Raw genomic sequence first — 22,185 nt, 5'->3', positions numbered from 1 at the left:
GCTTGACATAAAATTTTTTCGTGCTAAAATAAGAATCAAGAAGTGAAACCGTTTCACTTACTATTTAAATAAGGAGATTTTGCAAGTATGGATAATAATCAGATTGCAAAAAAGGTTATCGAGGCACTCGGTGGTCGTGAAAATGTTAAAAGTGTAGCACACTGTGCAACGAGACTTCGTGTCATGGTTGTTGATGAAAGTAAAATTGATAAAGAAAAAGCTGAAAATATTGAAAAAGTAAAAGGAGCTTTCTTTAATGCAGGGCAATACCAAATGATTTTTGGAACTGGTACTGTTAACAAGATTTATGATGAAGTGGTTGCTTTAGGATTGCCAACCTCTACAACTTCTGAACAAAAAGCAGAAGCGGCTAAGCAGGGGAATTGGTTCCAACGTTCGGTTCGTACCTTTGGTGATGTCTTTGTTCCAATTATTCCAGCAATCGTAGCAACTGGTTTATTTATGGGACTTCGTGGCCTACTTGGAGCATTTGGTGTTACTTTGCCTGAGGATTTAAATGTTTACTCACAAATCTTAACGGACACTGCTTTTATTGCTCTACCTGCTTTAGTTGTTTGGTCAACTTTCAGAGTATTTGGTGGTAATCCAGTCATTGGTATAGTTCTTGGTTTCATGTTGATTTCAGGTTCTCTTCCAAATGCTTGGGCAGTTGCATCAGGTGGTGATGTTAAACCAACGATTTTCTTTGGTTTTATTCCAGTTGTTGGTTTGCAAGGTTCAGTTCTACCTGCCTTTATCATCGGTATTTTAGGTGCTAAGTTTGAAAAAGCTGTCCGTAAGGTTGTTCCTGAAGTACTTGACTTGCTGGTAACGCCGTTTGTGACCTTGTTTGTGATGTCAATTCTTGGACTTTTCATTATCGGTCCTGTATTCCATGTGGTTGAAAATGCTATTTTAGTGGGAACAGAAGCAATTCTTGCTTTACCATTTGGTCTTCCTGGTCTACTCATTGGTGGGGTTCATCAAGTTATCGTTGTATCTGGTGTTCACCATATCTTTAACTTACTTGAATCACAATTAATTGCCCACACTGGCGCAAATCCCTTTAATGCAATTATCACGGCTGCTATGACTGCCCAAGGTGCAGCAACAGTTGCAGTTGGTGTTAAAACCAAAAATCCAAAACTAAAAGCCCTTGCTTTCCCAGCAGCACTCTCTGCATTCTTGGGGATTACAGAGCCTGCTATCTTTGGGGTGAACTTACGTTACCGTAAACCATTCTTCTTATCATTGATTGGTGGTGCTATTGGTGGTGCGGTTGCTTCAATCTTAGGTTTAGCTGGTACAGGATTTGGTATCACTATTATCCCAGGAACACTTCTTTATCTTAACGGTCAACTTCTTTCATACCTCATCATGGTTGCGGTCTCATTTGCGGCAGGTTTCGCACTAACTTATATGTTTGGTTTTGAAGATGAAGAGGGAGACTTCGCTGAAAAAAAGCCTAAATCTCCGCTTGTTTCAGTAAGCCCTGCAGAAGCTTCTGAAGAAGTACTAGTATCGCCACTTGCTGGTCAGGTCATGGCACTTGAAAATGTTAGTGATCCCGTATTCTCATCAGGTGCTATGGGGAGAGGTCTTGCTCTTAAACCAAGTTCTAATGCAGTTTATTCACCAGTTGATGGTAGTGTTGAAGTCGCTTTTGAAACTGGTCACGCATTTGCGATTAAATCAGTTAGTGGAGCAGAAGTCTTAATTCATGTCGGAATTGACACGGTTTCTATGGCTGGCGATGGTTTTGAATCTAAAGTCACTGTTAATCAAGAAGTGAAAAAAGGGGACCTGTTAGGTTATTTTGACTCTGCAAAGATTGCTGCAGCTGGCTTAGATGATACAACAATGGTTATTGTAACAAATAGTATTGATTACTCAGAAATAACCCTTTTAGCTGATGGCATAATCTCACAAGGCCAAGAGATTTTACGTGTAAAATAAGGTCAAAGGCTAGTCTAACTAGCCTTTTTGAATGCTTAAAGAGAAGCTTGTGAAAGCTTGCGATAAATGATTTTTTTGCCTATAATAGATAATAAGAAGGCGTTTTCAAAAGGAGAAAAAATGACAACTTTATATGGAAGTGTAGAAGCAGGTGGGACAAAGTTTGTTTGTGCTGTAGGAGATGAAACGTTTACCCCTTACGACAAGATTCAGTTTCCAACCACCAGTCCAGAAGAAACCATCCAAAAAACCATTGACTATTTCAAAACATTTGAAGAAGACTTAGTGGCGATTTCAGTGGGTTCTTTTGGGCCCATTGATATTGACCCAAGTTCAGCTACCTATGGTTATATCACAAGTACACCAAAACCCAATTGGGCAAATGTTGATTTGCTTGGGCCAATTGCTGACGCATTACAAGTCCCTTTATACTTCACAACAGATGTTAACAGTTCAGCTTACGGGGAAATGATGCTCAGAGAAAATACGGACAGTTTGGTTTACTATACCATTGGAACTGGGATTGGAGCAGGTGCCATTCAAAATGGTCAATTTATTGGTGGCTTAGGGCATACAGAAGCAGGTCATACTTATGTGATGCCCCATCCTGAAGATCAAAAAAATGGTTTCATGGGAGTTTGTCCTTTCCATAAGGGGTGTTTAGAAGGGATGGCAGCAGGACCAAGTCTTGAAGCGAGAACAGGGATTAAAGGTGAATTGATTCCTAAAGAGTCAAGTGTTTGGGATATCCAGGCTTACTATATTGCGCAAGCGGCTTTACAAGCAACCATGCTTTACCGACCACAAGTTATTGTATTTGGTGGTGGTGTTATGGCGCAAGATCATATGGTTAAACGGGTTCACGAGCAATTTGAAAGTTTGATGAATGGTTATCTACCAGTACCACCTTTAAATGACTACATTGTCAGACCAGCTATTCAAGATAATGCTTCAGCGACCATTGGAAATTTTGCGCTAGCAAAAATGGTGTCAGAAAAATAAATTAATGAGCACTAACAAAAGTTGGTGCTTTTAGATTAAGGAAATAGTTCACATTATTTTAGAAAGTGCTATAATAAAGACATTATTTAATGATAAGAAATGAGGAGTATTATGTCTGAACCATTATTTCTAAACTCTGTAATGCATGATAAAATTTGGGGTGGGACCAAATTACGGGATGTTTTTAACTACACTATTCCTAGTGAAACCACTGGTGAATATTGGGCTATTTCAGCTCATCCTAATGGTGTGTCAACTGTTTCAAATGGTCGTTATAAAGGAATAGCCTTAGACAAACTGTATGCCGAAAAACCTGAACTGTTTGGGAATCCAAAAGAAAAGGTCTTTCCATTACTCACTAAAATTTTAGATGCCAATGACTGGTTAAGTGTTCAGGTACACCCAGATGATAGCTATGCTATGGAGCATGAAGGGGAACTTGGAAAAACAGAATGTTGGTATGTGATTTCAGCAGATCCGGGTTCAGAAATTATTTATGGCCATGAAGCCAAGTCTAAAGAAGAACTACAAGCCATGATTGAAGCTGGTGATTGGGATAATCTCCTAACGAGACGCCCTGTTAAAGCAGGTGATTTTTTCTATGTGCCAAGTGGGACCATGCATGCTATTGGTAAAGGGATTATGATTTTGGAAACCCAACAATCTAGTGATACCACTTACCGTGTTTATGATTTTGACCGAAAAGATGCTGCTGGTCATCTTCGTGAGTTACACTTGCAACAATCTATTGCTGTTTTGAACCTTGGAACTCCTGAAAACAGTGTCCCTGCAAGTGTTGTAACAGATCGTTTGGTGTCAACCACCTTGGTCTCAAATCCATTCTTTACAGTATTTAAGTGGTCTACAAATCAATTGGTTGACATGCGTCAAGCCTCTCCTTACTTGTTAGTTAGTGTTCTAGATGGTTCAGGTCAACTCTTTGTTGGTAGCGAAGCCTATGCCCTTGAAAAGGGAATGCATTTTATCCTCCCTAATGATGTTAAGGCTTGGTCATTTGATGGGGAGTTGGAGATGATTGTGAGTCATCCAAATGCTTAAAAAATCTGTCTAAAGTTGAAAAGTTAGAATATAGATAAAAGGAGGTTGTAAGGCCTTCTTTTCTGTCTTCATTTGTCTGGAATTGTTGAACTGACTGCTCAATTATGTTAGAATGAAATGATAAGAGACTCGAAAGGATAGAGAATGGCAAATATTCTACGCAAAGTCATTGAAAATGACAAAGGCGAAATCAAAAAGTTAGAAAAACTTGCAAAGAAAGTTGAATCTTATGCAAATCAGATGGAAGCGTTGTCTGATCAAGATTTACAAGCAAAAACACCAGAATTTAAAGAACGTTATCAAAATGGAGAAAGCCTGGATCAGTTGCTACCAGAAGCTTTTGCGGTTGTACGCGAAGCAGCAAAACGTGTCCTAGGACTCTACCCATACCGTGTGCAAATTATGGGGGGGATTGTTCTTCATAATGGCGATGTTCCTGAGATGCGTACTGGTGAGGGTAAAACTTTAACAGCGACAATGCCTGTTTACTTAAATGCTCTTGCAGGTGAAGGTGTTCATGTTATCACTGTAAATGAATACTTATCAACCCGTGATGCGACTGAGATGGGTGAGGTTTATAGTTGGTTAGGTCTCTCTGTTGGGATTAACTTGGCAGCTAAGTCACCTGCTGAAAAACGCGAGGCCTATCTTTGTGATATCACTTATTCAACAAACTCAGAAGTAGGCTTTGACTACCTTCGTGATAATATGGTTGTTCGTCAAGAAGACATGGTTCAAAGACCTTTGAGTTATGCATTGGTCGATGAGGTTGACTCTGTTTTAATTGACGAAGCAAGAACACCTTTGATTGTTTCTGGAGCTGTGAGTTCAGAAACTAATCAGCTTTATGTTCGTGCGGACATGTTTGTGAAAACCTTAAAAGAAGACGACTATATTATTGATGTTCCAACAAAAACAATTGGTTTGAGTGATTCAGGGATTGATAAAGCAGAAAGTTATTTCAACCTAAATAATCTCTACGATATTGATAATGTTGCTTTGACTCACTTTGTTGATAATGCTCTTCGTGCTAACTATATCATGTTACTTGACATTGATTATGTGGTTAGTGAAGAAGGCGAAATTCTTATTGTTGACCAGTTTACAGGTCGTACAATGGAAGGTCGTCGCTTCTCAGATGGTTTGCACCAAGCTATTGAAGCAAAAGAATCTGTTCGTATTCAAGAAGAATCTAAAACAAGTGCTTCTATTACCTACCAAAATATGTTCCGTATGTACAAAAAATTGGCAGGTATGACAGGGACAGCTAAAACAGAAGAAGAGGAATTCCGCGAAGTTTATAACATGCGTATTATTCCAATTCCAACCAATCGACCAGTTGCGCGTATTGACCATACGGACTTGCTTTACCCAACATTAGAGTCTAAGTTTAGAGCGGTTATTGCAGATGTTAAAGACAGACACCAAAAAGGGCAACCAGTCTTGGTTGGTACTGTTGCTGTTGAAACCAGTGATTACATCTCAAAACAATTAGTGGCTGCTGGTGTTCCTCATGAAGTCTTGAATGCTAAAAACCACTTTAAAGAAGCTCAAATTATCATGAATGCCGGACAGCGTGGTGCTGTTACTATCGCAACCAACATGGCTGGTCGTGGTACTGACATTAAACTTGGTGAAGGTGTTCGTGAACTTGGTGGCCTTTGTGTTATTGGTACAGAGCGTCATGAAAGTCGTCGTATTGATAATCAGCTTCGTGGTCGTTCAGGTCGTCAAGGTGATCCAGGAGAATCTCAATTCTACCTGTCATTGGAAGATGATTTGATGAGACGTTTTGGTTCAGACCGTATCAAAGCTTTCTTGGATAAAATGCGTTTGGACGAAGAAGATGCCGTTATCAAATCAGGCATGCTTGCTCGTCAGGTTGAATCAGCTCAAAAACGTGTCGAGGGCAATAACTATGATACTCGTAAACAAGTCCTTCAATATGACGATGTTATGCGTGAGCAACGTGAAATCATTTATGCCAACCGTCGTGATGTGATTACTGCAAATCGTGACCTTGGCCCTGAAATCAAAGCCATGATTAAACGTACCATTAAACGTACGGTAGAGGCCCATGCTAGAAGTAACCGTAAGGATGCGCTGGAAGCTATCTTAGCCTTTGCAAGAACCAATATTGTGCCAGAGGATTCGATAACAGTAAAAGATATCCGTGATTTGAAAGATGATCACATCAAAGATTTCCTTTATGAAAAAGCTTTAGCTATTTATGAGAAACAAATAGCTAAATTGCATGACCATGAAGCAATCTTGGAATTCCAAAAAGTACTTCTATTGATGATTGTTGATAACAAGTGGACAGAGCATATTGATGCTTTAGACCAATTACGTAATTCAGTTGGTCTTCGTGGTTACGCCCAGAATAACCCAGTTGTGGAATACCAAGCAGAAGGATTCAAGATGTTCCAAGATATGATTGGGGCTATTGAGTTTGATGTGACACGTACCATGATGAAAGCTGAGATTCATGAACAAGAACGTGAACGCGCTAGCCATCACGCGACAACAACAGCTGCACAAAATATTTCTGCTAAGACGATTAGTCAAACTGAAGCAGCTGATGCTGGTATTGATTTTTCAAATGTAAAACGTAATGATTTGTGCCCATGTGGTTCAGGTAAGAAATTTAAAAACTGTTGTGGTAAAAAAGCATTTTAGGCAGTTTTAACAGATAAAAGAAGCTGAGATCTTATCTCAGCTTCTGGATTTTTAGAGTGAATAAGAGGAAATATAGCGGTAGTCGTATGATATTTGGACATGGTATAGATATTCAAGAAATTTCTGCAGTTGAGCAGGCTTATGACCGTCATCATCGCTTTGCTGAAAAAGTGTTAACCCCAAGTGAAAGAAGTGTTTTTGACAATTTAAGAGGAAAACGACAGATCACGTATTTGGCAGGACGTTGGTCTGCTAAGGAAGCTTTTTCTAAAGCCATGGGGACAGGAATCGGGAAATTAAGTTTTCATGATGTTGAAGTTTTAAATGATGAGGTTGGTAGACCTTATATTAGCCAATCTCCCTTTTTAGGCAAGGCCTTTGTTAGTATTTCACATAGCGGTAATTTTGTTCAAGCAAGTGTGATTTTGGAGGAAATGTAATGATTTCAAGTTTGCATAGACCAACTCTAGCGACAGTTCATTTAGAGGCAATTAGAGGTAATTTAAAGGCTGTTCAAACACATATTCCTCAGGGGACAAAAACCTATGCAGTTGTTAAGGCAAATGCTTATGGTCACGGGGCTGTAGCTGTTGCTAAAGCTATTGAGCAGCGAGTGGATGCTTACTGTGTTTCCAATCTTGATGAGGCAATTGAGTTGCGTGAGGCTGGCATTGCTAAAGAAATCTTGATTTTAGGTATTATTTTAGCTGATCAGCTTGCTTTAGCAATTAGCTATAACCTTGTCGTGACAGCAGCTAGTTTAGAGTGGCTAGATTGTCTTAGAGATCAGGCGGTTGATGTTAGGGGGCTACATGTTCATGTTAAGGTTGATTCTGGTATGGGGCGCATTGGTGTGCGTACCCTGACAGAAGCTAATCAATTAATTGCTGGTTTGAAGGAGCTTGGTGCGTCAGTGGATGGTATCTTTACTCATTTTGCCACTGCTGATGAAGCAAAGACTGATAAATTCAATCAACAGTTGGCTTTCTTTACAGATTTGGTTGATGCTTTGAATGACAAACCAGCTTTGGTTCATGCTAGCAATTCCGCAACTAGTCTTTGGCATAGCGACAGCATTTTCAACGCTGTTCGTTTAGGAATTGTGATCTATGGTCTCAACCCGAGTGGACGTGATTTGGCTCTGCCTTATCCTTTGACCGCGGCTCTTTCTTTGGAGTCGGCTTTGGTTCATGTTAAGTGCATTGAGGCAGGGGCTACGGTTGGTTATGGAGCTACTTATGAAGCTTTGGAGACACAATTTGTTGGTACTATTCCCATTGGCTATGCTGATGGATGGACAAGGGATATGCAAAACTTTAAGGTGTTGATTGATGGGCAATTTTGTCCAGTTATTGGCCGTGTGTCGATGGATCAATTGACCGTTAGACTGCCTAAAACTTATCCAATTGGTACGAAGGTAACCCTAATTGGCAGAAATGGGAAGCATGAGATTACAGCTACTGAGGTTGCTGAAAAACGTGGGACCATTAATTATGAGGTAACCTGTTTATTGAGTGATCGTGTTCCAAGGCTTTATCGGGATTAAGCAGGATGACTGAGCATGCTTTTTGAGAGGTTTGCGGCCAAAGTAGTTGCTATTTGCACAAGAATTATTATAAACAGTAAACAAGATTATATGTCTATGAAATAGAAAATAGTCTTGTTTTTTTGTCTTAATTAGAGCTAATATACAGAGGTGTAAACCGGTTGAGTGCAAATATCTTACCAAAAATCATGTGAATAACTTCCTATATATACCTTGACAAGGTGTCTTTAAAGTGATAAATTAAGTGCAGTTAACAAAAAAAGTTATAAATTTAAAAATAAGTTAGAAAGTTGATTGGCAATATGAAAAAAATCAACAAATATGCCTTGCTGACTTTGTCAGTATTGGCACTCACTCAAGCACCTCTTTCTGTCAAGTCTGATGTTTCTCTTAAAGTTTCTGACTTGGTGAGCTCACTGAAAGTGGATGGTGATATCCTCCTTTTAGAAGATATCGGTCCTTATGCGGATAAGCAGATAGGTAAAGAATATTATAAGACTATTGATAAGCTTGTGATTGACAATAAAGTATATGACCACAAGATGGATGGTGCTTATACCTTTGACATTAATTACAAAGGGATTAAGATTAAATCTAATGATATTTCTAATGGAGAGCATAAGCTTTTGATTTCTAATCCAGTAGCTGGTGATATTTTAGTCACCTTTAAAAAATCTGGTAAAGAAGTCACGTTTATATCAGCTCAACAAGTTACTTCTGAAAAGAGCTCTTCGCAAGACCTTCCAGCTAAGTCTAGTCAGTTAAATCAGGATGATAACCAAGTTAGTGATTGGTCCTTGTCTGAAAATGCTGTCCTCATTAAAGTAAGTAAACTTGAAAAAGAAGATGGTGCTTTACTTTTTCAAGAATTTGACCGTTACTCTAGTGATGAAAGTGTAAAGGAATTTGTTCATAAGATTAGTGGTCTTAAGCTTAATCAAGTGGATTACAAGGAAGCAGAATATGGCAGTAAGCTTAAAGGTATGGACGCTTGGTTGTCAGATTTGAAAGGTCTTCACATTGGAACTAAGGCTTTTGAAGAAGGGGACAATACGCTTCTTATTTCGTCACAAGGTTTTGAACCACTTGAAATCGTGATTCGTAAATCAGGTGATGATTATAGCATTCTATCATCTCGTCAAAAAAATTCCCACTTAGTTAAGGGAATAAAATCTAAGGAGTTGGATTTTACAACTTTGGAAGCACTGATTGCAAAAGTGCAAGCTGTTGTTGAAAAGTCTGGGGATAAAGGGTTAGCTGATAAACTACAGGTTATTAAGGATTCTTATCAAAATATTGATAGTGTAGACTTGTTAAGAAAGACAGAAGCACTATTGAGAGATTTGTTGACGCCTGACAAGTCTGAGAAAGTCTCAATAGATACCTTAAAAGAAGGCACCTATACCCTTACCTTTAAAGCTAACAAAGAACATACAGACGAATCATCAATGCTGCAAGGAGCTTTTGATAAGAAGGCTAAATTAGTGGTTAAAAAAGATGGTTCTAAAGAAATAAGCCTGTTAAATACAGCCTTAGGTGCCTTTCTCATTGACTTTTCTGTTGAAACAAATGGAGAATTTCCAACAGCAGTCCGAAAACAAGTTGGTAAAAGAGATATTAATGGTGCCTATGTTAGAAGTGAGTTTACGTTCTCCATTGACCAGTTAGATAAATTGCATAAAGGGGCTGTTTTGGTTTCTGCTATGGGTGGTCAAGAAAGTGATAAACACCATTATGATAAATACACCAAACTTGATATGACCTTTGATCAAATGGTCAGCAAAGGTTTTGAAGGCTATCAGGTTGAGATTGATGACAAGGAAAAAGGCGTTGGCTCTGAACGTCTTGAAAGAGCCTTGATTCGTTTGGGGAAAGATTTAAACCATGATGGGAAAATGTCACCAGATGAATTAGCTAAAATGACTGGTGAACTTCGTTTAGATCATTATGACTTAACCGACATTTCCCTTCTTAAACACGCCACACATATCACAGAATTGTATCTAGTTGGTAACCAAATTAGTGAGATTTCAAAAGATACTTTTAGCCAAATGACAGAATTAAAAGTATTGGAATTGCAGAACAATCAGTTAACGCAGTTAGATAAGTCTGTTTTTGCTCATAACAAGCAATTAAAGAAAATTCAACTGGCAAGTAATTATATAGCCACGATAGAGCCGGAAATGTTTAAAAATCTTAGTCATTTGGAAGAATTAGATCTTTCTAAAAACCGACTCAGTAGCATTGATGACAAAGCATTTGTAGGTTTGAGACAATTGAAATCATTAGCACTTCCTGAAAATCAATTGGAGATGATTTCAGAGCAAGCCTTGGCTGATTTGGAAAACTTGACCTTTATTGACTTGTCAGAAAATAAGTTGAACCAATTACCGAAATCCTTTAATCGCTTAAAAAGGTTAACCCAAATTGTTGCTGACCATAATCATTTGACCTCACTGGATGACCTTGATTTTGAGCAATTTTCACAATTGACAACTTTAAACCTATCGTCAAATGAATTGACACGCTTGAAAACTTCAGGATTTAAGGCCAATAAAAATTTGGCTAACTTAGACTTATTTAATAACCTCTTGACGGAGCTTAAGGCTGAGGATTTTGACGGGTTTAACAAACTGAACTTAGATATTCGAATGAACTGTTTGCATCAGATACCAGAAAATGTCAAAAAACTTCTAGGTTCAAACAAATGGCAACCTCAAAAGAATCTTGCTAGCTTGTCAATTGCTCAAAGTGGTCATAAAATTGATTACAAACAAACGGTGAGTTTGCTTGATCTTTACTATTGGGAGCAAAAGACTATTTCTAGCACGGTTGATGAAATTACAAGCCTTGATCAATACCAAAAGGTATTAAAAACGGATTCTACAGATATCAAAGAGTTGCTGAATCAGCTTGATACGGATTGGAATATCCTGATTCAGTTACAAAAGAAAAACTCAAATGGGCACTATGTAACCATTGATGAAAAAGCACTTAGTGAAGATCCAGATGACCAGATGACAGGGACTTTTGATGTTTCAGATAAAGGAACTTATCGTCTGCGTAAGGTGTTGATGGTTAAAAAAATGGCTAAGAAACGCGAGCATTTTACTCTGGTCTCAAATGACATTACCATTAACGAAGACAAGGTGAGAAGTTATCAGTCTACTAAAAATCAGAACTTGGACATCAAATCACTTAAGGATGGTGTTTACTATCTAAAAGCTGAAATGCTTAAAAACGATTTAGTTTCTGAATCAATGGCAAATAAAGCTATTAATCCTCAGGTCAAGTTAATTGTTGAAAATGGGAATTATTTCTTAGAGGTCGCTTTCAAAGGCATGAAAGTTGGCCATATGATGGGCTATTTAGGTCAATTGTATTATTTCACAGATGGCTATCAAAGGGACCGTTCAGGTAAGCCTACAGGTCATAAGGAACTAGCAGAAGTTATATCTTATTTCAAAGATGCCACAGGAAATCCTTTAGCAGACACTTATGGTAAGGATTATCCCCAACTCTTAAAAATCAAGCTATTAGACCAAGCTAAAATAGATGGATTGGTGCCATTACAAGTCTTTGTGCCTGTTATGGATTCAATCTCAAAAGGAGCAGGGCACCAAACAGTCTTTATGAAATTGGATTTGCGAAGTTTAACAAGTGAAGAATCTGACCTTTCTGAACAGACAAGTGATACTGCTAAAGAATTCCACAATCAAGCTTCAAATCAGGCGTTTGAGAGGCAATTTTCTCCTTTTGGTGGCTTTGGTAATGGAATAGGAGCATTTCTTGCTAAAAAAGCAAATGGACAGGCTCCTGCTTCAAAAGATAAAGAAGAAAAGAAAGGGAATACTGATAAGTTGAAGGAATTGCTTTCAGACCACCAGTCTTCCAAATCTAAAATCAAGTCAACTTCAGAAGAGGAAAAAGCACCAAGTCAGAGTTCACACAAATTGTCAACAGTCAAAAAAAGTCGTCCTTCTTATCACAAGGTTATTGGGGTTTCAACCTTTGTGGTAGCTCTTTTAGGAGCTTTCCTAGCTAGGAAAAAATTATTTTAAACCATTTGACAACTGATAACTAACAATCATGACGAAGACATGCCTATTTCCAAACACTGAAATGCTTAAGGCTGGTAAGTGCAGGAAATAGGCATGTTTTTCCTTTTTATAAGAAGTCAAAATATTAAAAATAAAGGAGTTTGATCAAGTGATAAGAAAGAAATATCAAAAAATCACGTGGACTATGCTTATCTTGATAAGCTTGTTAAGCATGGTTTCAACTGGTGTCTATGCCAATCAAACCAAAAGCTATAGTTGCACGATTGAAAGGTATTACAGACATCCTATTTCGGGGCAAATTGAAGATAGTGGTGGTGAAAAATCCTTTGACATTGGTCAAGGGATGGTTGAAGGGACCGTCTATAACAGTGGTCTTATTGAGGAAGCTTCCTCTGGACAGCTTTTTCTAACAGTCACAATGAGCTTGGCGGACTTTTCTGGGAATTATCAGTTTTGGGTTCAAGAAGGAGGAGTAGGGCCTTTTCAAGCGGTAGACTATCAAGTTACTGGAACAGGGTCAGACACAAATGGTTCAACCAAGACTATTCTCATCCCTCTTTCTAGTAGCCAGTCTATTGTTAAAGCTAGTATGTTTGTGGAACCAATGGGGAGACAGGTCTTTTTCTATCTTAAACCAAGTGGTTTTCAGGAAATAGATTCAGGAGCTAATCAAGGAACTTTTGAGAATTCTAAGCAAGATGAAAAGGCACTTGAAACAAGTCCACTAGCCAAAAATGAAAGCCAGAAGGATAAGTCCGATAAGGTGACAGAGAATTCGGGGACTACTAGCAAGTCTGAAAAACCAAAGACGAAGACAGCTAATAAAACTGCTGATGCAAATGAAAGCAAAGGCCAGTCAATCCTAAAAACGTCTTCTAAAAAAGGGTTGCAGACTTCTTTAGACCATAAAAAAGAGAGAAGTGTAAGGAAAAAATCCTCTGTGCCTGTTTTTGTTTACTATCTTCCCACCCTCTTAGTAGTAGCTATTGCTTTAGGTTTAATCATCAAAAAGAAAAGAAAATGCAATGAAACAAATATATAAATTATGTCTTCTCTTCTTGTCACTTTGTAGTTTGGCAGCATGTGTTAATCAACACCCAAAAGAAGAGCAAAGCAAGAAGAAAGACCGAATTGTAGCAACTTCAGTTGCAGTGGCAGAAATTTGCTCTCACTTAAATTTGGATTTAGTTGGGGTTAGTGACAGTAAGCTTTATCAATTGCCTGAACGTTACGATGACGTTAAAAGAGTAGGTCTTCCGATGAATCCTGATATTGAAGTGATTGCCTCTTTGAAACCCACTTGGATTTTGAGTCCTAATTCTTTACAAAATGATTTAGAGCCGAAGTATCAAAAGTTAAAATCGGAGTATGGCTTTTTGGATTTGAGAAGTGTTGAAGGGATGTACCAATCGATTGATGATTTAGGACGTTTATTCCACAAAGAAAATGAAGCTAGGGCTTTACAAAAAGATTACCATCAGTTTTTCAAACATTTTCAGGCTAAAAATAAGCACACTCAAAAACCCAAAGTTCTTGTTTTGATGGGGCTACCCGGAAGTTACTTGGTTGCCACAGATCAGTCTTATGTTGGGAATCTAGTTCATTTAGCTGGAGGTGATAATTGTTACCATTCTGAGGATAAGGAATTTATGACACTTAATCCTGAGGACATGCTTCAACATAAGCCAGACATCATTTTAAGAACAGCACATGCCCTTCCTGATCAGGTTAAAGACATGTTTGCAAAAGAATTTCATGATAATGACATTTGGAAACATTTTGAAGCAGTTCAAACTAACAACGTTTATGATTTGGATAACCAACTTTTTGGTATGAGTGCAAAATTGAATTATAAGGAAGCTTTGGAACAACTTGACAAGCTCTTATTTGCAGATGAGAAAGGAGTTTAGATGAGGATTTCACACCTTTGTTTTGATCAGCAAAAGCTTAGACTCAAAAAAAAGAAACGGTTACTGGCATTTTTAGTTCTGGGGCTTTGTCTTTTTGCTCTTTGCTTGCATGCTATTTCAGTTGGTGGGCTTTCTCTGTCCTATCAAACCCTTTTTAAGGGGCTTTTTGTCTCCTATAATCCTAAGGTTGCGTTGATTTATGATTTGAGATTTCCAAGAATTGTTATCACACTTTTAGCTGGTGCAGCAATTTCTGTTTCGGGTTTGTTATTTCAATCTGTTTTGAAAAATGCTCTTGCTGATCCTGCTATTATTGGGGTTTGTAGCGGTGCTAATGTGATGGTGCTTTTGTCTGGAACAGTCTTGCCGCAACTCCTTTTGTATGGGCAAATCCTCTCATTTTTTGGAGGATGCTTGTCATTTTTGCTGATTTACTTGCTGTCTTGGAAACAGGGGTTGCATCCTGTTCGTCTTATTTTGACAGGCATTGCCATTAATGCCCTTTTTATCGGCTTAGCTAATGCTCTTGCTGGTTTAGCTGGCGGGGCTAACACACCCTATATTAACGCCTTAATCTCAGGAAATATTAGCCAAAAAACATGGTCAGACGTTGGTTTGCTCATGCCCTATACCCTTGTAGGTCTGGCTTTAGCCTTCCTTTTATCCAGGTGTTGCGATCTTCTTTTGATTGATGATAAGATTATCAAAAATTTAGGTATTGACGGGCAGTTTCTTCGTCTGATGGTTTCTTTGGTAGCTGTTTTATTAGCGTCTGTAGCAACGTCAATTGTCGGCTTGGTTTCCTTTTTAGGTTTGATTGTGCCACATATTGGGCGACTTTTAGTTGGGAACAAACACTGTTTTTTAATCCCTTTTTCAGCGATTTTTGGTGCTTTTTTGTTCCTGTTAGCAGATACCTTGGGAAGAAGTCTTTTTTACCCACTGGAAATTAATCCTTCAGTAGTGATGAACATTTTAGGTGGCCCTTATTTTATCTATTTATTACGAAAGGCAAAGCTGATATGACCAAGGGAAAAATGTGTTTGTCACTTGAAAATGTTAGTTTCTCTTATGATGACCTTTGTGTTTTAGAGAACATTAATGTAGAGTTTCAACAGGGACAAATCACAACAATATTGGGAGCAAATGGGTGTGGCAAGTCTACTTTGCTAGCCTTATTAAGTAGGCAGTTGTCACCTCAAAAAGGGCAGATTTTTTTACAAGAAACAGCCTTAAAGCAAATCCATTTTAAAAAGTTTGCTAAGCAAGTTGCAGTGGTTTATCAAAAGCATCAGTTCATTGATGATATGATTGTTTATGATATGGTAGCATTAGGACGTTTACCCCATCAAGGTTTTTTTCAAAGAGACAAGTCTTTGGACCATGAAACGATAGCTTGGGCTTTAAAGCTCACAGATTTAGAAGATTTGGCCTATCGTGAATTACAAGAGCTTTCTGGGGGTGAGAGGCAAAGGGTTTTTATTGCCATGGCTTTGGCTCAAAAAACACCTGTTTTGCTTTTAGACGAGCCGACGACTTATCTTGATATTAAATATCAGATTGATGTCCTAAGATTAATTCAAAAAATTAATCAGGAGCTAGGAATAACCATCATCATGGTCTTACATGATATTAACCATGCTTTGGCGGTTTCAGATAAGATTGTTGGTCTAAAAGATGGCAAACTGTATGCACAAGGCACTGTTGACCAAGTGGTTGATGAGGCTTTTATAGAAGCGGTTTTTGGTCTTTCTTTGCCAATGATAACTGTTGATGGGAAACCTTATGTGGTACACTCTTTAAGAGCAAAATGAGATTAGAAAGTGATAGTATTTATGTTTATTAGTGTAGAAAGAAGGGACAAGATTATTCAGAGATGGCAGAAATAAAGAAAAAAATATCCCGAAAAAAGAAAAAACAACTCTTAAAACGCTTGAAAGAAAGAATGGCTACTAAGAAAAAATATCTTTATTTAGCGGCATTTCTAGCTTGGTTACAATTTTTAATGCGATTATGCAGTTTTTATATTATTGCCAAACAGTTTTCAACAGTTTTGCTGACAGGCCAGCTTGAACTTTGGTCGACTTTTACGACTTTGGTTGTCTTAACGCTTTTGGGTTATGGCTTTGCCTTATTGGCCAAACCATTACAGGGACTTGCGTCACAACATGCTCGTGATTCCTTGAAAGAATCTTTTTTTGAAGCTTTTGTGGCCATGGATGGTCAATTGGACCAGCAAACTAGTGAAGCTGATATTCTTACTTTGGCTTCTCAGGGGATTGATAGTCTTGATACTTATTATTCTTACTATCTCCCCTTAGCTATGCGAACCTTATTTAACTGCAGTACCGTGCTTTTCTTGGTTTTACTGATTTATCCAACGGGAGCCTTGATTTTTCTTTTGGTGTTGCCCTTAATTCCATTATCTATTATAGCCATGCAAAAACGTTCTGAGAAAATTATGACCTATTATTGGGATAGTTATATGGATGTTGGTAATCTTTTCATGGATGATTTGAAGGGATTGAATACTTTATATGCTTATCAGGTTGATCACAACTATGAAAGTAATTTTGTGGCTAAAGCAGAAGAATTTCGTAAAGCCACAATGACTTTATTGGGCTTTCAATTACAAGCTGTTGGATATATGGATGCGGTCATGTATTTGGGGATTGGCTTGTCTGGATTTTTTGCCATCCAGTCCTTGCTAGCTGGTCACTTGAGTTATTTTAATGTGCTTTTTTTCATCTTGATTGCGACAGAGTTTTTTACACCGATTAGAGAAAAGGGTTATGGTATGCATCTAGTCATGATGAATACTAAAATGGCAGATCGGATTTTTAGTTTTTTAGATAGTGTTGACGGGCATACTAGTGACAAAGAAGTGGCTTTAATGCCTTTTGATCAGGTGATTATTCAAGATGTGACTTATTCTCATCATGATAAAGCCATGTTGGAAAATATTTCCTTATCTTTGGAAAAAGGAAAAATAACAGCTTTTGCGGGCGTATCTGGACTTGGAAAAACAAGTTTAGCGAATCTTTTACTTAAGACTTATCAAGCTGATGCAGGGAGTATTCAATTAGGAGATGTGGCTATTGAGGAATTATCAAAAGAAGCCATTCGTCATGAAGTCCTTTACATATCCGATCAATCCAGTCTTTTGAACCGTTCTATCTACGATAATTTAGTCATGGCAAAGGCCTTGTCAAAACAAGAAATGCTAGCATGGCTTGAGAAGCACCAATTATTAACTTTTATTCATGATTTATCAGAAGGGATTGACACGATTGTTGGGGAAAATGGGAATCGTTTATCACCTGGGCAACAGCAACAAGTTATTTGCGCCAGAGCCATATTGTGCCAACGCTCGCTTTATATTTTTGATGAAGTTACAGCAAGTTTAGATGCTGAGAATGAGGCTATCATTTACCGGATGATTGAATCCTTAGCAAAGACCTCAATTGTTCTTGTTATTACACATAAAATGAAATGTTTAAAAAAGGTGGACACCATTCTCTTTTTAAGCCCAAATCAAGCTGCGCTTGTTGGAACTTATGAAGAGTTATATGTTAATAATGGAGCTTTTGGACAATTAGCAGATACACAAGACAGATTGGAGGCGAGTTTAAATGTTAAAGAAAAAAGATAAGACACCAGCGCTCGTTTGGCGATTGCTTAGGATGATGGCGAAACTTTTGCCTTGGATAAGTTTAGCTGTTATCTGCGCCTTGCTTGGTTTTTTGGTAACCATAGCAGTTCCAAGTTCCTTAGCTTACCTTGCTTTAGAGGCTTATAAAGGCAAGGAGATTCCTTTTAATTACCTGTATGGTTTTGTTGTTTTGGCATTTTTAAGAGGGATCTTCCGGTACGGGGAACATTATTTTGGGCATTTTGTTGCTTTTCACAGTTTAGCAGCATTTCGCCGCATCATTTTTAGCAAATTACGGGCTTTATCACCTGGGCATTTGGATAGACAAGACAGTGGACGTTTGTTAAAAATGATTGGAGAAGATATTGAGGCACTGGAGATATTCTTTGCTCATACCATTGCTCCTGTTATCACAGCTCTCTTATCAGCTATTTGCATTCTTAGCTATTTTGGAACAATGAGCTGGTTTTTATCATTGCTTGCGGCTTTTACCTATGCCTTATTGGCTTTAGTTATACCTATGCTTTTTGCTAAAGGACTTGAACCGTTACTTAGTCAGCAGAATCAGAGCCGGCTAAGTTATATGTCGCATTTTCTAGAAAATCTCAGAACAGTCAGAGATCTCTTGCAGTGCCATCAAATGCCTCAGGAATTAAAGGGGTTAGCTAAGAAGAGTAAAACTGTCAATGCCTTAGATCGTCGCGTTGGACAAGTTCAATGGTTGCATACTGCGGCAACTTTCTTGACCTTGGGGCTTGCTATTTTAGCTTTTGCTCTTGTGGCACTTTTCGAACTTAAACATGAGGCCCTAAGCTACACTCAGGCACTAATGGCCTTTGTGGCTTTTACAGCTTCTTTCTCTCCATTTTTAGAATTAGGCCGTTTGCCGCTTGCCTTCAAACGCTCAATGAATGCTGCAAGTAATATTTTTTCATTGTTAGATGAAGAAGTTATGCAAGATAAGGGGGAAAAATCACTGAGTTCCCTTGACTCTATTAGCGTTGACCATTTGGCCTTTTCTTATCCCAATAGTCAGGAGCTTGTTTATCAAAATCTATCTTTACATTTAAATGATAAAGGCATTATTGGTATAAAAGGGCAGTCGGGTGCAGGGAAGTCAACTTTGGCGAAATTGCTCATGAAATGGTATAATTGGAGTTCCGGAGATATTTTTTTAAGCGGGCAAAATAGCCTGGACTTGAATGCGGCTCACTTGCAATCACGTTTTGCTTATGTTCCTCAAAATCCACAACTTTTTCAACAAACGTTGCGGGAAAATTTGACCTTTGGACGGACAGATATTTCAGATGAAACCTTATTGGAATTGGCAGAATCTTGTGGGATGAAAGAGCGCATCTTAGCTTGTGAAAAGGGATTAGACACACTTATTGGACAGGTTGATTTTTTCTCAGCAGGCGAAAAGCAACGTTTGGAATTAATGCGTGCTTTGTTAAAAGAAGCAGATGCTTATATTTTTGACGAGCCAACATCGCATTTGGATTCTTTGAATGAAGCTATACTCCTTGATTTAATCCGGAAACATTGTAACGGTTTTGTTTTTCTCATCTCACATCGAGCATCAACCTTAGCTTGTGCTGATCAAGTGTTTGAGTTAGAAAATGGTATATTAAAAGAGGTAACCCCATATGAAACACTTAAAGATTAAAGATTTAATGACAACAGGTGCTTTTGCAGCTCTGTATTTTATTTGTGTTGGTTTAGGAACGGCGATTGGTATTTTATTTGATAAATCAGGTAATATGCTTTATGCACCAGCCTTTGCGGCTTTACTAGCTGGCACAGTTTATTTTCTTCTGATTGCCAAATTACAAACTTTTGGACCGATTAGTTTGTTGGGGGTGATGATGGGGATTTTCTTCTTTTTAACAGGTCATTTTATAGCAGCTCTGTTTCCAGCTCTTATTTTTGCTTTTGTAGCTGATTTAGTTGCGGCTATTGGCCATTACAAATCACGCTTATTGAATCTTTTGTCTTATCTTATTTTTGCCTTTGTTAATAGTGGACCCATTTTAATGATGTGGTTTTTGAAAGATGCTTACGTAAAAAGCCTATTGGCAAGAGGAAAAGACATGGATTATGTTAATCGTGTTATGTATGACTTTACGTTTGAACATGCCAGTTGGTTTATCGCTACTGTTATTGTAGGTGCATTGATTGGTGGTTTATTTGGTCAATACCTATTAAGAAAACATTTTTCTAAGTCGGGAATACTTGCATGACCTTAGATGTTCGTACCAAATTGTGTTTGTTGTTGTTAGCAAATGCATGCCTCTTCTTTCGAATTGAGGGGTATTTAGCCCACCTTATCATTGGAAGCTTTTTAGGGATTTTGGCTTTATTAGGGCAAAAAAGACTATCAATTAGTTTAGGAACGGTTTATCTTATTTTGCTTGTTTTTAGTGTCATTGATGTGGATGTGGTTTCTTATCAGCTGATTCGTTTTTTAGCTTTTTTTGCACTAGCAGGAAAGTTGCTTTTTCCTTCCTTATTGGCAGCTTTTATTCTGCTTAAAACAACTACGGTTTATGAGTTGGTTCATGGGCTACGTAAGTGTAGGGTGCCTGAGCTTGTTTTATTGACCTTTGCAGTTATGGTTCGTTTTTTACCGACAATTAAACAAGAAAGTAAAGTTATCCATAGGGCTTTAAAAATTCGTGGCATTTATTTGACTAAGTGGCAAATTTTCCGCTATCCTAGTCGATATTTAGAGTATATATTGGTGCCATTGTTGTTGTCCTTGGTGAGGAATAGTCAGCATTTAACCATTGCCAGCTTAACGAAGGGATTAGCACTCAAAAATGCAACGAGTGAATGTTTTGTGTCACAGCTAACTTGGAAAGATTGGGGGATACAGTTTTGGAGTTTAATAACCATTCTTTACATGATGATGCAATCATTGTAGCTAAGAACTTGCAATTTACCTATGCCCAAAATCAGCAACTGTCTTGCCAATTATCGGACTGTCATATTGCAAAAGGGCAATTTATCGTCTTATGTGGCAAATCAGGGTCAGGTAAGTCAACCTTTCTAAAAATGCTTAATGGTTTGATTCCTGACTATTATGCTGGGACATTGACAGGCAGTTTAAGGGTCGCTGATTATCATGTGGGTAGAGAAAGCGTTGAAGTTTTCTCGAATCAGGTTTCCTCAGTTTTTCAAAACCCTAAAAGTCAATTTTTCTACCGTGAAGTCAAGCATGAATTGGTTTTTCCTTGTGAAAATCAAGGGATTCAAGCCTCGGTGATATTAGACAGGCTTCATCATCTAGCTACTGATTTTCAGTTTGAAACTCTCTTAGATTCAGACATGTATTTGTTATCGGGCGGTCAAAAACAAAGAGTGGCAATTGCTACTGCCTTAATGCAAGGGACACCAATCATGGTTTTTGATGAACCGACAGCTCATCTTGACAATAAAGGCATTGCTATGGTCAAGTCATACTTGAAGCAACTAAAGGACGCGGGAAAAACCATTATTATTGCAGAGCATCGTCTTCATTATCTGGTGGATTTGGCAGATCAATTCTTTTATTTTAATCAAGGGAATCTTGACAGGGTTTACAGTCCTGAAGAAATCAGGTCCTTACCACAAGAAGAAAGAGAAGCTTATGGTCTTCGGAGTCTTGACATTAGCCCTTTATTTGAGGAATTAGAGGCTATGGTTGCTCCCAAAGAGCATGTGAAAACAGGTCTTTATCTAAAGCATTTAACCATTAAGGCTTCGGATAAAAAATTACTTTACCTGCCTGAAATGCATTTTGACAAAGGGAGTATCACTGGTATTTTGGGAAGCAATGGGATTGGAAAATCACAACTTGCAACTTATCTAACAGGTCTCTTAGAAGACAAAGCATCTGAAATCAGGTTTGAAGGCAAGCTGTTATCAGCAAAAGAACGCCTAGAAAAGACAAGTCTGGTGATGCAGGATGTTAGCTTACAGTTATTTGCGGAGTCTGTTTCTAAGGAGATTACTTTAGGGCAAAGAAAGGCTGTAGATGCAGATCAAGTGCTTGATGCTTTAGCATTGAAGGACTTGATGACACGTCACCCTGCTAGTCTTTCGGGTGGAGAACAACAGCGGGTAATGATAGCGGCTAGTCTCTTGTCAGAAAAAGACATTTTTATTTTTGATGAACCAAGTAGTGGTTTGGATTTTGTACAGATGAAAGCTCTGGCCGCTTTATTAAAGAAACTGCGAGCACAAGGAAAAGTTGTTATCCTTATTTCACATGACGAAGAATTATTGGCAAACACTTGTGATCACCTCTACCAGTTAGAAGATTATAAGTTTTGTTAAAGG

The 22,185-nt window shown here is 38.1% G+C and carries 16 protein-coding genes; all 16 read left to right on the top strand.

Annotation, left to right across the window (positions count from 1 at the left end):
* Positions 1 to 87 precede the first annotated feature (87 nt).
* The 16 genes from Q9317_RS08850 to Q9317_RS08775 all read left to right on the top strand — a co-directional run bounded on the left by Q9317_RS08850 (position 88) and on the right by Q9317_RS08775 (position 22,182).
* The gene (locus Q9317_RS08850; protein WP_003102045.1) at positions 88 to 1,956 is read left to right on the top strand and encodes a sucrose-specific PTS transporter subunit IIBC; all 1,869 of its coding nucleotides are present in this window, start codon (positions 88 to 90) and stop codon (positions 1,954 to 1,956) included.
* 120 nt (positions 1,957 to 2,076) lie between these two features.
* Positions 2,077 to 2,958, top strand: a complete 882-nt coding sequence (scrK, locus tag Q9317_RS08845; RefSeq protein ID WP_003102043.1) for a fructokinase ScrK — start codon at positions 2,077 to 2,079, stop codon at positions 2,956 to 2,958.
* 111 nt (positions 2,959 to 3,069) lie between these two features.
* On the top strand, positions 3,070 to 4,017 hold the full coding sequence (gene manA, locus Q9317_RS08840) for a mannose-6-phosphate isomerase, class I (RefSeq protein WP_003102041.1): 948 nt from the start codon (positions 3,070 to 3,072) through the stop codon (positions 4,015 to 4,017).
* Positions 4,018 to 4,161: 144 nt separating this feature from the next.
* Positions 4,162 to 6,696 (top strand): preprotein translocase subunit SecA, encoded by a 2,535-nt coding sequence (secA, locus tag Q9317_RS08835; protein ID WP_003102039.1) that lies wholly within the window; start codon positions 4,162 to 4,164, stop codon positions 6,694 to 6,696.
* 86 nt (positions 6,697 to 6,782) lie between these two features.
* Positions 6,783 to 7,136 (top strand): holo-ACP synthase, encoded by a 354-nt coding sequence (acpS, locus tag Q9317_RS08830; protein ID WP_003102037.1) that lies wholly within the window; start codon positions 6,783 to 6,785, stop codon positions 7,134 to 7,136.
* On the top strand, positions 7,136 to 8,242 hold the full coding sequence (gene alr, locus Q9317_RS08825) for an alanine racemase (RefSeq protein WP_016356142.1): 1,107 nt from the start codon (positions 7,136 to 7,138) through the stop codon (positions 8,240 to 8,242). The genes acpS and alr overlap by 1 nt, the downstream gene beginning before the upstream one ends.
* A 302-nt stretch (positions 8,243 to 8,544) precedes the next feature.
* Positions 8,545 to 12,303 carry a leucine-rich repeat domain-containing protein gene (locus Q9317_RS08820; RefSeq protein ID WP_003102035.1) on the top strand — a complete coding sequence of 1,253 codons (3,759 nt, stop codon included), beginning with the start codon at positions 8,545 to 8,547 and terminating at the stop codon, positions 12,301 to 12,303.
* A 148-nt stretch (positions 12,304 to 12,451) separates the two neighbouring features.
* A complete protein-coding gene (locus Q9317_RS08815; protein WP_003102033.1) occupies positions 12,452 to 13,345 on the top strand; it encodes a heme-binding Shp domain-containing protein in 894 nt (297 codons plus the stop codon).
* Positions 13,329 to 14,213, top strand: coding sequence for a heme ABC transporter substrate-binding protein IsdE (isdE, locus tag Q9317_RS08810; protein WP_017794590.1), 885 nt, complete (start codon positions 13,329 to 13,331; stop codon positions 14,211 to 14,213). The genes Q9317_RS08815 and isdE overlap by 17 nt, the downstream gene beginning before the upstream one ends.
* Entirely contained in the window at positions 14,214 to 15,239 is a 1,026-nt protein-coding gene (locus Q9317_RS08805; RefSeq protein WP_003102031.1) for a FecCD family ABC transporter permease, read from the top strand.
* Entirely contained in the window at positions 15,236 to 16,027 is a 792-nt protein-coding gene (locus Q9317_RS08800; protein ID WP_003102029.1) for an ABC transporter ATP-binding protein, read from the top strand. The genes Q9317_RS08805 and Q9317_RS08800 overlap by 4 nt, the downstream gene beginning before the upstream one ends.
* A gap of 62 nt (positions 16,028 to 16,089) precedes the next feature.
* Positions 16,090 to 17,865: an ABC transporter ATP-binding protein/permease gene (locus tag Q9317_RS08795; RefSeq protein ID WP_003102027.1), complete on the top strand. Its 1,776-nt coding sequence runs from the start codon at positions 16,090 to 16,092 to the stop codon at positions 17,863 to 17,865.
* Positions 17,846 to 19,531 (top strand): amino acid ABC transporter ATP-binding/permease protein, encoded by a 1,686-nt coding sequence (locus tag Q9317_RS08790; RefSeq protein ID WP_003102026.1) that lies wholly within the window; start codon positions 17,846 to 17,848, stop codon positions 19,529 to 19,531. The genes Q9317_RS08795 and Q9317_RS08790 overlap by 20 nt, the downstream gene beginning before the upstream one ends.
* The gene (locus tag Q9317_RS08785; protein WP_003102023.1) at positions 19,512 to 20,105 is read left to right on the top strand and encodes an MptD family putative ECF transporter S component; all 594 of its coding nucleotides are present in this window, start codon (positions 19,512 to 19,514) and stop codon (positions 20,103 to 20,105) included. The genes Q9317_RS08790 and Q9317_RS08785 overlap by 20 nt, the downstream gene beginning before the upstream one ends.
* Positions 20,102 to 20,788 carry an energy-coupling factor transporter transmembrane component T gene (locus Q9317_RS08780; RefSeq protein ID WP_003102020.1) on the top strand — a complete coding sequence of 229 codons (687 nt, stop codon included), beginning with the start codon at positions 20,102 to 20,104 and terminating at the stop codon, positions 20,786 to 20,788. Before Q9317_RS08785 ends, Q9317_RS08780 begins: the two co-directional genes overlap by 4 nt.
* Complete coding sequence (locus Q9317_RS08775; protein ID WP_305981618.1) at positions 20,779 to 22,182, top strand: ATP-binding cassette domain-containing protein; 1,404 nt, start codon at positions 20,779 to 20,781, stop codon at positions 22,180 to 22,182. Before Q9317_RS08780 ends, Q9317_RS08775 begins: the two co-directional genes overlap by 10 nt.
* Positions 22,183 to 22,185: the final 3 nt, after the last annotated feature.

Source organism: Streptococcus iniae (genome assembly GCF_030732225.1).
GTDB classification, from domain to species: Bacteria; Bacillota; Bacilli; order Lactobacillales; family Streptococcaceae; genus Streptococcus; species Streptococcus iniae.
This window is presented reverse-complemented; position numbering and strand designations above follow the sequence as displayed.

Bases quoted from the DNA above. Each gene is read 5' to 3' on its own strand.
- Q9317_RS08850 (WP_003102045.1), top strand. From the start codon at position 88: ATGGATAATAATCAGATTGCAAAAAAGGTTATCGAGGCACTCGGTGGT.
- scrK (WP_003102043.1), top strand. From the start codon at position 2,077: ATGACAACTTTATATGGAAGTGTAGAAGCAGGTGGGACAAAGTTTGTT.
- manA (WP_003102041.1), top strand. From the start codon at position 3,070: ATGTCTGAACCATTATTTCTAAACTCTGTAATGCATGATAAAATTTGG.
- secA (WP_003102039.1), top strand. From the start codon at position 4,162: ATGGCAAATATTCTACGCAAAGTCATTGAAAATGACAAAGGCGAAATC.
- acpS (WP_003102037.1), top strand. From the start codon at position 6,783: ATGATATTTGGACATGGTATAGATATTCAAGAAATTTCTGCAGTTGAG.
- alr (WP_016356142.1), top strand. From the start codon at position 7,136: ATGATTTCAAGTTTGCATAGACCAACTCTAGCGACAGTTCATTTAGAG.
- Q9317_RS08820 (WP_003102035.1), top strand. From the start codon at position 8,545: ATGAAAAAAATCAACAAATATGCCTTGCTGACTTTGTCAGTATTGGCA.
- isdE (WP_017794590.1), top strand. From the start codon at position 13,329: ATGAAACAAATATATAAATTATGTCTTCTCTTCTTGTCACTTTGTAGT.
- Q9317_RS08805 (WP_003102031.1), top strand. From the start codon at position 14,214: ATGAGGATTTCACACCTTTGTTTTGATCAGCAAAAGCTTAGACTCAAA.
- Q9317_RS08800 (WP_003102029.1), top strand. From the start codon at position 15,236: ATGACCAAGGGAAAAATGTGTTTGTCACTTGAAAATGTTAGTTTCTCT.
- Q9317_RS08795 (WP_003102027.1), top strand. From the start codon at position 16,090: ATGGCAGAAATAAAGAAAAAAATATCCCGAAAAAAGAAAAAACAACTC.
- Q9317_RS08790 (WP_003102026.1), top strand. From the start codon at position 17,846: ATGTTAAAGAAAAAAGATAAGACACCAGCGCTCGTTTGGCGATTGCTT.
- Q9317_RS08785 (WP_003102023.1), top strand. From the start codon at position 19,512: ATGAAACACTTAAAGATTAAAGATTTAATGACAACAGGTGCTTTTGCA.
- Q9317_RS08780 (WP_003102020.1), top strand. From the start codon at position 20,102: ATGACCTTAGATGTTCGTACCAAATTGTGTTTGTTGTTGTTAGCAAAT.